This window comes from Protofrankia coriariae (genome assembly GCF_001017755.1).
GTDB classification, from domain to species: domain Bacteria; phylum Actinomycetota; class Actinomycetes; order Frankiales; family Frankiaceae; genus Protofrankia; species Protofrankia coriariae.
The window spans coordinates 21,678-32,896 of the sequence record NZ_JWIO01000001.1; the positions used below are offsets into that span (position 1 = coordinate 21,678).

Here is an 11,219-nt window from a genome sequence, read left to right on the forward strand (position 1 = left end):
GGCGGCCCCGCCGGCCGGTGTCGGCGGCCACGCGGCGGGTCCCATAAAATTCGTCGCGAGCATGACGGATCCGCCATTTTCTTACCGCTTTCAGCATTCATGGCCGTCGTTCATCAGGGTCAGGGCAACGCGGAACAGCACGTCCTCCCGCTCGTGCTCCGACATGGTGCTCAGCGGCCGGTCAGGCGGGTTGATCGCCTGGAAGCGGGCAAGCGCCGGCGTATGCGCGAAGAGGCTCGGCTTGATGATGACGGGAATTATGCGGCAGCCACGGTTCGCGGCGGCGTCCAGCAGGGGAGGCAGTTCCTCGTTCGCAATGAAGTCAGAAGCGAGAAAATCGGCCGTTACCAGCAGAATCGCCACCTTCGCCCGGTCCAGAACAGCGTTTATCTCCTTTCTCCAGTCGTCCCCGGCATGCAGTCTGGTGTCCGCCCATAAATCTATCTTTCTGGTGCGTTCGAGGGGGCGGAGATGAACCTGCAGACGTTCGAGCCAGGCCCGGTCCTGATGGCTGTAGCTGACAAAAACCCGGTCACGGACGGGATGCTGCCCGCCCGCGGGTACCTGGCCCTCGTCCGGCGGCACGACAGCCGTCATCGTTTCCCCACCGGTTTCCGGCGGCGGTGTCGGCGGGAGGGATGACGGTGCGGGAGACGGTTGCGTTTCGGGGGACAGCACACTGGTAATCCCGGCTGCCGCCCCGGCAGGTACCGTCGCGGCAGCCTCAGCGGACGGTCCGGCGGACACCGTGACCGTGGCCCCGGCGGATGACCCGGCGGATGGCGAGCCGGCGGCCCCGGCGGACGACCCGGCAGGCACCGGCGCCGCCAGGCCGGTGGATGATCCGGCAGGTGACGGGACGGAGGACACGGCGGCGATCTCGGTGCCGGCGGTTGGGGCCGGCACGCGCGGCTGAGTCTCCGGCAACGGTGATGCCCCGATGATCGGCGGTGTCCGGGCAGCCGGACCGCCCCGCGACGGTGAGGACGCCGACGAGCCTCCCGCGCGCCCGCGGCGGGCGAAAAGCACGCGGGCCGCCAGCGTCACCGCGGCCGCCGAGACCACGGTGATCCCGCCGCCCCACAGCGCGGTGGCCGCGGGAAGAACCCGGCCCGCCCATAACAGCAGCCAGAAATAGCCGGCGCCCAGCGCAGGAAGGACCACCCGCCACGGGACGCGCGCGCCCCCGCCGCCGGCCTTCGCACCCATGCCCTGCATCTCGTACCTTTCAGCGGTCCGGCAGGCCCGGGACGTCGGAATCCCCGGGCCTGCCGGACCGGTTTCCAGACCCCGGCTGCGGCGGGAACCCCGGGCACGGAAGAAAAATAATCGCATTATCCTTCGCCGGCTAGAAGTTCGACACGACGCCGCGGAGTACTTTTTCTATCGTGGCCGGGTCGCTGGCGGGATAGTAACTTCCCTGGCTGTCGTCGGAGATGCTTTTCAGAGCCGCCTCGTCGGCTTCGGCGTAGCCGATGGAGAACACCCGCACCGGAGCCTGCCGCGCGGCGTCCGCCGTGAGGGTGCCGCGCAGGCGGAGCAGCGCGGCGTCGTCCGGGGGATCCTGCCTGCCGTCGGTCACCAGTACGACGGCGTTGATCCGGTCCGGATCGTAGGTGTCCCGTACCTGCCTGACCGCGTCGTCCGTGACCTGGTACAGCGGGGTGTCGTTACCGGTCGCCAGATGGTCGATCCGGTTCTTCAGGCCGGCGAGCCGCGGGCCGATCGCCGCGATCGGCGCGACCTCCTCGTGGACGGGACGCCCGTCGGAGGCCGTGGTGAAGGTCCACAGGCCGACGTCGTCGTCGGGGGCGAACAGCTCGAGGGCCTGCCGGGTGGCCTGCTTAGCGAGCTGCAGCCTGGTCTGTCCGGTACCCGGCACGATGTTGTTCATCGAACCGGAGACGTCCAGCAGGACGAGTACGCGGGCACGCTTCCGCAACGCCGACAGCCAGGCGTTCGTGACGCGGTCCAGCACCGCCGCCGGCGGCACCGGAAGAGCCTTCGGCGAGCCGACGGTGAGGAGCGGGTCGTCTTTTATCACCGGACCGGCCGCACCGCGCGCGTCCCGGAAAGCCACGTCCCGGAACCGCTCCTGCACCGGCTCCGACAGAAGATAGCGCAGGAAATGCGAGGCGACCGCCTGCTTCGCCTCGTCCGTCCGGTTCCCGGCGAGCACGACGTACGGCTGGTCCGCGTAAAGCGTGCCTTCCCGGGGATGGATGGCCGCGAGCTTCACCCGCGGCGGGAGATGAGCGGGAGGCGCGGTCGACGACGTCGACCTCAGATCACCCCGGTTGTACCCCCAGACGGATTTCTCCGGGACCGCGGCCGCGGAGACGTAGCCCAGGGCGTCGCCCGCGTCGTCGGCTTTCTGAAGATTATCCAGGAACGTCTGCACAATGGTCCCGTAGTGGACCGCGGAATACTCGAGGTCGCGGACGTACTCCTGGGCCCGCGGGTCGTCGACGTCCGCCGCCGTCAACGCCGCGGTGTGGCCGCCGGCGGCGGCGAACGCGGCCACGGTGGCGTGCAGGCCGGAGGTGGACACCGTGGGATTGGTCTTCCCCATCCGGAACGGCCCCCATTCCGCGTGGCCGTATCGGCCCCAGCCCCGCGGGTCGCGGGCGAGCGCACGCAGCTCGGACCAGCCGACCGGATGTTTCGGCCATCCCAGCGCCTGGGCCATCGGCACGGGCATGGCGATGACCAGCGGCGTCTTGGCGATACTCGGCACGGACGCGGGCGGCGGGACGAGCGCCGGCGTATGCTCGTGAGCAAGCTCCACCCAGCTCGAGGCGGCCGGCAGCCACACGTCCGGGAAAACCCCGTCGACCCGCTCGTCCCATCCCCGGGCGAGCGCCTGTTCGACGTCGCCGGAATCCTCCGGCAGGACGCTGACCCTGGCGCAGTTGGTCTGTCTCGTGTATTCCCCGGCCAGATCGGTGAGCAGGGCAAAGGAATCCGCGCTGGCAGCGACCACGATGGTCGCGCAGGTTCCGGAGTACGCGGGTAGCGGCGACGGCCTCTGAACGTCGGGTGCGGATACCGAGGGACGGGTGAGAACGCGTAACCCGACGATGACGAGCGCGGCGACCAGCACCACAGGCACCGCGATCCTGGGGTTACGGCTCCTGGGGCCACGGCTCACTTCGAGCCGCGCGTCCCGTCGGCGGCTGCCGTAGCCACGCCTTCACTGCCCCGCGGGTCGGCACCCGACGGACGACCAGAGTCCGACAGGCCGGAACACGCCGAGGCGCAGCGACATGACAGGCCGGGACGGGCGGCCCACCGGGCCGACATCCCGCCCACTGGTCTCGACGCCCACACCATGCTCCGCTCCCCCCGCGGTGGACACGACGCTCATCCCGTTGCCATCCCGTTGCCGGTCAGCGACAGGACGCGACACACCTGCACGTACTGTAACGCCACAATCGGGCAGCTCCCGCCGCCGAGTGCCGACATGACCGGCCATCGCCACCGACGGCGACCCGGGCCGGGTCAGCGGCCCGGCCACGGACGACGAACCGACCCGCACGACGCCCACCCTCGGCCGGCATGACTACCAGCCCCCGTCAGCAGGCGAGCCAAGGCGGACGGAAGCTGGCCGGCACCGAGGCCGGGAGGTCGGAACCCGGTCATGAGGTGGCGAGGAGGGCTTCGAGTTCGGGCTCGGAGAGCAGTTTCGGGCGGACGACCTCGCCGGAGCGGACGTACAGGAACGCCGCGTCCACCGCGTCCAGCGCGACGCCGCGCAGCCGCGCCCACGCCAGCCGGTAGACCGCGAGCTGCGTCGCGTCCGCCTGGCGGCGCCCGGTCTTCCAGTCGACCACCTCCCACCGGCCGTCGCCGAGGTCGTACACCGCGTCGATGCGGCCCCGGACCGCCCGGCCGCCGATCAGCAGCTCGAACGGTGCCTCCACCGCGAACGGGCTGCGCTGGCCGTACGGGCTGGCCAGGAACGCCTCCCGCAGCGCCGCGGCATCCGCGGTATCGGCGTCGTCGACGCCCTCGTCCGCCGCCCCCGGCAGGTCGTCAAGGTCGATCAGCGGGGTCTGCTCGAACATCCCCTCCACCCAGGAGTGGAACGCCGTGCCCCGGCGGGCCTGCGGCACCGGCGGTCGCGGCATCGGACGGGCGAGATCACGGGCCAGCCCCGCCGGGTCGGCCCGCAGCCGCACCACCTGGGAGGCGGTGAGCGCGCGGGGCAGCTCCACCTCGCGGACGACCCGCCGGGCCCGGCGGGCCTCGGCCAGCAGCAGCTCGACGTCGGCGTCCAGTTCGGTGAGCATCTGCCGTTCCGCCGGGGTCATCCGCTCGTGGTCGTCGTCGGGAAGCGGACGGCCGGCGGTGAGCGCGGCCAGATACCCGCCGACATCCCGCGCGACGGCCTGCCGGCGGGCAAAGGCGACCGGTTCGTAGGGCAGCGGCCAGTCCAGGTCGTCCATGCCCGCAAGCTGCGGATTCGTCTCACCCTCGGACGGCGGGGGCGCCCACAGCGCGACCCGGCCGCCACCGGCATGGGCATGATCGTGGAGTTCGTCGAGGAACGCCGACGGCCCGCGGGGCCGGCGCTGCGACGGCCCCCACCAGTGGCCGCTGCCGAGCAGCAGCGACTTCGCCCGGGTGAACGCGACATAGCCGAGCCGGCGCTCCTCCCGCTCCAGGTAGGCGTCGCACTCCGCGGTGAAGTCGGCGAGCGCGGCCTTGTCATGACCGCGCAGCGCCGGCAGGTCGTCGGCGTCCCCGCGCAGCGGTGTCGGGAGCACCGAGGCCACCGTGGTCCACTTCGACCGGACCGTCGTGACGGGGAAGACCTTGCGGCTGAGATTCGGCACGGCCACGACCTCCCACTCCAGCCCCTTGGACTTGTGGACGGTCATGAGCTGGACGGCGTCCGCACCGGACGGGCTGGTCGCGTCCAGACCGCGCTCGTGCTCCCGCGCGGCCCGCAGGAAGGCCAGGAAGGAGCGCACCGAGCCGTCGTTGTCCAGGCCCTCGAAGTTCGCCGCGACGTCGACGAAGGCGGCGAGGTTGTCCCGGCGGCGGGCCGTGACCGCCTCGGGGCTCGCTGCCAGCTCCACATCCAGCCCGGTGACCTCGACAACCCGGTGGATGACGTCCAGCAGCGGCTCGTCGACGTGGGCGCGCAGGTGGCGCAGCTCCCCGGCGAGCATCCGCAGCCGCGCCCGGCCGGCGGGCGAGACCTCGTCGCCGGGATCGTCGAGCACGTCCGCGAGCGCGACCACGTCACAGGGGTCGATCCCGGTCACGGCTTCGTCGAGCGGGTCGAGTGAGCTGAGCGGGCCGGCCGGGCCGGCCGGGCCGGCGCCGTCGTGGCCGCCGTGACCGGCACCGTCGCCATAGCCGGCACCGCCATCGTGACCGGCGTGACCGGCGGAGCTTTGCGGCTGTCGGGACGCCTGCTGGCCGGGCGCCGGCTGGTCGAGGACGGCGGCACGGTCCGTCCCCACCCGGACGGCCGCCCGCGCCGCGCGCCCGAGCGCCGCGAGATCCCGCCGGTCCAGACGTACCCGTGGCCCGGTCAGCAGCCGGACCAGCGCGGCGTTGGCGGTGGGGTCGTCCAGCACCTCCAGGGTCGCGACGACGTCGGCGACCTCCGGCAGGCTCAGCAGGCCGCCGAGCCCGACGACCTCCACCGGCAGCCCCGCCGCCAGCAGGGCCGCGTACAGCGCGGGCACGTCGGAGCGCGCCCGTACCAGCACCGCGCACTCCCCCGGTCTGGCCCGCCCGGCGTCGACGATCTCCCGCAGCGTCGCCGCGACCCAGCGGACCTCGCCCGCCCAGGTCGGATGCAGCGCCACCACCGTCGTGCCGTGCTCGGCGACATCCGGCCGAGGACGCAGTCGCGCGACGTGATGGCGGGCCCGCAGGGTCGCCGCGACCGTGTTCGCCAGGCTCAGCAGCCGGCCGCCGCTGCGCTGGTTGACCGTCAGCTCGTACACCCGCGCCGGCTCGCCGNCCCGCGCCGGCTCGCCGTCACGGCGGCGGAAGTGCGCCGGGAACCCGTCGAGGTTCGCCACCGACGCCCCCCGCCAGCCGTAGATCGCCTGGCAGGGGTCACCGACGGCGGTCACCGGATGGCCGCCGCCGAACAGGCCGGCGAGCATCCGCCGCTGCGCCACGGAGGTGTCCTGATATTCGTCCAGGAGCACGACTCTGGCCCGGGCGCGTTCCAGCGCGCCGACCTCGGGCACGCTGTCCGCCAGCCGGACGGCGAGGGTCACCAGGTCGCCGAAGTCGATGACCTCCAGCTCCTGTTTGGCCTGCCGGTACTCGGCCACCATGGCGGCGAGTTCCCGGCGGGCGCGGGCGGCCATGACCATCCGGCCGAGGATGTCGACATGGCCTCTGTTGCGCGCGACACGGCGGCCGGCGGCGATCGCGGCTTCGAGCTCCGCGAGCCGGTCCAGCTCGAAGGCGGCGAGGGCGTCCGGGTCGACGAGATGCTCGCTGAGCTCCGCCTCGAGCGAGACGAGATCACCGGTGAGCATCGACATCGGCCGGGTCAACGCCTCGACCGGCCCGCGGTGCTGGCGCAGCACCCGGCTGGCGAGCTGGAAGCGGGTGGCGTCAGCGAGCAGCCGGAATCCCGGTTCGACGCCCAGCCGCAGCGCATGGTCCGTGATCAGCCGTTTCGCGAACGAGTGGTAGGTGGACACGGCCGGTTCACCGTCGACGTCGCTGTCCCCGCCCGGGGACGGCTGGGGCGCGCCGTCTTCCTGGTGGCCGGCCGGTTCCCGGTGGCCGGCCGGATCGTCTTCCCGCGGGCCGGAGATCAGGCCGGCTCCTCGCTGACCGGGCAGCGTGCCCCACGCCCCGTGGCCCGCGCCCGGTGTGGCCGGCACGCCGGCCTCACGCTGGCCGGGAGGAACGCCCCGGGGGCCGTCGGCGGTGCCGACCGGGCCCGCCTTCGCCAGGCCCCGGCGGATCCGGTCGGTCAGCTCGCCCGCGGCCTTGGTGGTGAAGGTGAGGCCGAGCACGTCCCCGGGCGCGACCTGGCCGGTCGCGACCAGCCAGACGACCCGCGCGGCCATCACCGACGTCTTGCCCGAACCGGCACCGGCAACGATCACACCGGGCTCCAGCGGAGCCGTCGCCGCGGCGATCTGCTCGCCGGTGAACGGCACCCCGAGCAGGTCACGCAGGTCCTCCGGGACCAGCGGGACCAGCGGCGCTGGGGGCGCCGGCGGGCCGCCCCCAGCGTGGGGGCCGCCCTCGGGACGCGGAGCACCTCCGGCGCCCAGGCCGCCACCGGGCGGTGGCCCCTCGCCGGGGCGGGGGCTGCCGCCAGCCNGGGGGCTGCCGCCAGCCGGCCGGGGCGCCGCACCCACGGTCAGACGATCACCACTCGCTGTCAAGTGATCACCTGTCGTCCGTCGTCCTGGGCCGGGCAGCAGCGGCGGAACGCGCACATCGAGCAGTCCGGGCCGGGACGAGGCGGGAAGCGTTCCGCGGCGATGAGCTCGACGGCGTCCACGAGAAGATCGTCCATCCAGGTGGGGCCGTCCGGCGGCAGGGCAGGCTGCCGCTGCACCTTCGGCGCCCGAGCCGGCCGCCGCCCATCCGCAGCACCCGCCCCAGCGGCACCCGCCTTCGTAGCATTCGGTCCGGTGGCATTCGGTCCGGTGACGTCCGGTCCGGTGGCATCCGATGGCGGGTCGTCCGGTGCCGGGTCCGGCCCGGCGTCCAGGCGCAGGTGCACCAGTTCCGCCCCGCCGGGCTCAGCGCCGGATCCCGGCCCGGCGGACGCCACCGCCCCGCCGCGGACGGCCAGCTGGTAGGTGCCCAGCTGCGGATGCCGGGCCACGTCCGTGCCGGACGGCGCCGTGCGGCCGGTCTTGAAGTCCACGACGTGCACCCGGCCGGCGTCGTCGAGCTCGATACGGTCGACGAAGCCGCGCAGCCGGACCGTCCGCCCGCCCACCGCCAGGTCACAGGAGAACGGGACCTCGCTGGCCACCAGCCGCCGCCCGCGGGCCGCGGCATGCCACACCAGGAACCGGGCCAGGGCCTGGCGCGCCGCCGCGCGCTGCTGCTCGGAGCGCCACTGCGCCTCGTAGCCGAGGTGACGCCACACCCGGTCCAGCCGGGTGTCGAGAGCGCCCAGGTCGGGCGGGGTCCGCCCGGTGGCCACCTCGTCGGCCAGCGCGTGCACGACCTTGCCGAAACCCATCTCGGCGTTGCTGGTGCCCTGCGCATGCGCCTCATGTTCGAGGAACCAGCGCGTCGGGCACGTCACGAGCCCCGACAGCGACGACCCCGACAGCCGGACGGGGGCCTCCGGCGCGACCACCGGCACCTCGCCGGAGGTCACCTCGACCAGCCCCCACCAGCGGCCGGGACGGGCCGCGGGGACGAGCGGCCGGCCGGCGTCGTCGACGGCGGCGGCCAGCNCCAGCCGCGCAAGCCGGGCCGCGGCCGCCTGCCGCATGGCCGGTGTCGACTCCGGGTCGACCGCGGCCCGGCGCAGCGCCGCGACCGCCGACGGCAGCGTGAGCGGACGCGCCGGCCGGGAACGCCCCCGCGTCACCACGACGCCGAGCCGCTCGGCCTCGGCCAGCTCGTGGAAGAACCGGCTCGGGCTCGTCCCCTGGTCCTCGGCGGAGTCGACCGCGGTGACGACGAGACGTCGGCGCGCCCTGGTCAGCGCCACGTAGAACAGCCGGCGTTCGTCGGCGAGCAGTTCGGCCCGGGTCACCGGCTCCCGCACGCCGCCGAGCTCGGGGCGCTCCAGCCGTTCGGCCTCCAGCAGCGAACAGCGGGTCCGCAGGTCCGGCCACTCCCCGTCCTGGACGCCGCAGACGACCACCACGTCCCATTCCAGGCCCTTGCTGCGGTGGGCGGTCAGCAGCCGGACCACATCCGGCCGCGCCGGGCGCTCGGTGAGCACGTCACCGGCGATCTGCTGCTGTTCCAGCTCGTCGAGCACCGGGCCGATGCCGGTGCCCGGCCCATGCCGGTCACTGGCCCGGCCGACAGCGGCGAACAGCGCGACCACGGCGTCGAGGTCGCGGTCGGCCGCCCGGCCGGCAGCTCCCCCGGCGGCCGAGGCGCGTTCCAGCCGCCGCGGCCAGCCGCTGCCGGACCACAGCACCCACAGGACGTCCTCGGACGTGCCGCCGGCGGCCCGCACCGCACGCGCCGAGCGCAGCAGCTCACCCAGCCGCCGGGCCGGGCCGGCGAGGCGTTCCTCCACCATCAGCAGGGCCCGGTCGGGATCCACGACCGCCTGCCGGAGCAGTTCCGCCGACGACGCCGGCACCGCAGGCCCGCCCGCCCGGTCAGCCGGCGCCGCGGCCTCGGCCGGCAGACCGGACAGGCGGCCGGCCCCGTCCGTGCGCGCGATGGCAGCGGCGCCGGCGGCGATCGCCACCCGTTCGGCCGCGCGCAGCGCCCTGCCCAGCGCCCGCAGCGCGCCCGGGTCGGCCCCGCCCAGCGGGCTCGTCAGCAGAGTGTGGGCCGCCTGCGCGGTCAGCTCGTCCGGTGGGCCGTCGACGCAGCGCAGGGCGAGCAGCAGCGGGGCGACCGTGCCGTCGCGGGCCGGTGGCAGCTCGTCGCCGGCCACCTCGACCGGCACCCCACCGGCGACGAGCATCCGGCGCAGCAGCAGCATCGACCGGGTCGCGCTGCGGACCAGGACCGCCATCCGCTCCCACGGGGTGCCGTTGCCCAGATGCTCCCGGCGCAGCAGGTCCGCGATGCCCTCGGCCTGGGCGCCGGTGGTCGTGTACGTGCGTGCCTCCACCCGTTCGGCGACGGGCGGGCCGGCGGCGACCAGCTCCCGGTGGGCGCGCAGATGCCCGGCGGGCAGGCCGGTGGCGGGGATGCGCCGGGCGACCTCCCGGCTGACCGCGAGCGCGACCGGGCCCAGCCGACGGCAGCGCCGCAGGGTGACGACGTCGGCCGCGCGCCCGTCGGCGCGGGGGAAACGGGCCGGGAACTCCAGCAGGCCACGGACCTCCGCCCCCCGGAAACCGTAGATCGACTGGTCCGGGTCGCCGACGACGACGAGGTCGGCGCCACCGCCGGCGACAGCGCGCAGCAGCCGTTCCTGCGCCGGATCGGTGTCCTGGTACTCGTCGACGAACACAGCCTGGTAGCGGCGACGCAGCTGTGCCCCGACATCATCGCTTTCGGCGACGAGGGCCGCCCGCTGCACCAGTTCGGGATAGTCGATGGCACCCACGTGGTCGAGAGCGTCGAGATAGTCGGCGTAGAAGGTCGCCATCGCCGCCCAGTCCGCCCGGCCGGTGTCACGGGCCAGCCGGGCCAGCGCGTCCGGGTCGAGACCGACATCCCGGGCGCGGGCGAGCATCGCGCGCGCCTCCTCGGCGAACCCGCGGGTGGTCAGGCAGCCCGCCAGGGCCGCCGGCCACCGGGGGCGGCCGACCTCCCGCGTGCCGGCGAGCAGGTCGCGCAGCTGGGCGTCCTGCTCGGGCCCGGACAGCAGTCGCGGCGGGACGCCGAGCGGGTCGGGCCGGTACAGCCGCAGCAGCGCGTAGCACCAGGCGTGGAACGTCCAGGCAAGCGGGACACCGACCGCGGCCCCCAGCCGCCAGGTGATGCGCTCCCGCAGCTCCCGCGCGGCACGCCGGCTGAAGGTGAGCACGAGGATCGCCGCCGGGTCGAGCCCGTCGCGCACCCGCCGGGCCACCGCCTCGACGATCGTGGTCGTCTTGCCCGTGCCGGGCCCGGCGAGGACGAGCAGCGGGCCCCCGGCGTGGTCGACCACCCGGCGCTGGTCGGTGTCGAGGACGGGCGGCCGCACCGGCTGCGTCGGAGTCCGCACAAGCCGGTAGGCGGCCGGGCCACCGCCCCCGGCCACGGCCCCGCCGGTCCCGGCGACAGTTCCACTGGCCCCACCAACTTCGGCGGCCCCGCCGGCTTCGGCGCCGTCCCGCTGAGCTGTCACGGCGTAGAGCACACCACGCCCCACCGACAAACCCGGATAGGCCGTCACCAAAACGCCGGTCCCGTCGACAGAACCGGACGAACCCGCCGGTACGGCTATCGGGCTGGGCAGGCTGCTCGGGTCGCGCCGTCAACCGGCCGGCCGGCGTCCCGCGCCGTCCCGACAACGGGCCGGGACGGTGGAAACGGGCGGCTGGAAACAGGCGGCTGGAAGCAGACGGAAAGAAGCAGGTCAGGTAGCGCCGCCGACGGCGGTATGCGGTCGGCGGGGGCCGTCGTCAGCC

General features: G+C 74.3%; 5 protein-coding genes. 1 reads left to right on the forward strand and 4 read right to left on the reverse strand.

The annotated features are described in order from the left end of the window. Positions 1 to 90: 90 nt before the first annotated feature. The gene (locus FrCorBMG51_RS27740; RefSeq protein ID WP_047221255.1) at positions 91 to 597 is read right to left on the reverse strand and encodes a toll/interleukin-1 receptor domain-containing protein; all 507 of its coding nucleotides are present in this window, start codon (positions 595 to 597) and stop codon (positions 91 to 93) included. A 343-nt stretch (positions 598 to 940) separates the two neighbouring features. Here FrCorBMG51_RS27740 and FrCorBMG51_RS27745 point away from each other — a divergent pair, with 343 nt between their 5' ends. Further along, complete coding sequence (locus FrCorBMG51_RS27745; protein WP_157180331.1) at positions 941 to 1,138, forward strand: hypothetical protein; 198 nt, start codon at positions 941 to 943, stop codon at positions 1,136 to 1,138. A 210-nt stretch (positions 1,139 to 1,348) separates the two neighbouring features. On the opposite strand, the gene FrCorBMG51_RS00115 is transcribed toward FrCorBMG51_RS27745, so the two are convergent. The 3 genes from FrCorBMG51_RS00115 to FrCorBMG51_RS00125 form a co-directional block, all read right to left on the reverse strand. Then, positions 1,349 to 3,112, reverse strand: coding sequence for a substrate-binding and VWA domain-containing protein (locus tag FrCorBMG51_RS00115; protein ID WP_162233146.1), 1,764 nt, complete (start codon positions 3,110 to 3,112; stop codon positions 1,349 to 1,351). A gap of 526 nt (positions 3,113 to 3,638) precedes the next feature. Further along, positions 3,639 to 7,382, reverse strand: a complete 3,744-nt coding sequence (locus FrCorBMG51_RS00120; RefSeq protein ID WP_047221134.1) for an ATP-dependent helicase — start codon at positions 7,380 to 7,382, stop codon at positions 3,639 to 3,641. Continuing rightward, entirely contained in the window at positions 7,379 to 10,984 is a 3,606-nt protein-coding gene (locus FrCorBMG51_RS00125; RefSeq protein ID WP_476742075.1) for an ATP-dependent helicase, read from the reverse strand. The genes FrCorBMG51_RS00120 and FrCorBMG51_RS00125 overlap by 4 nt, the downstream gene beginning before the upstream one ends. Positions 10,985 to 11,219 lie beyond the last annotated feature (235 nt).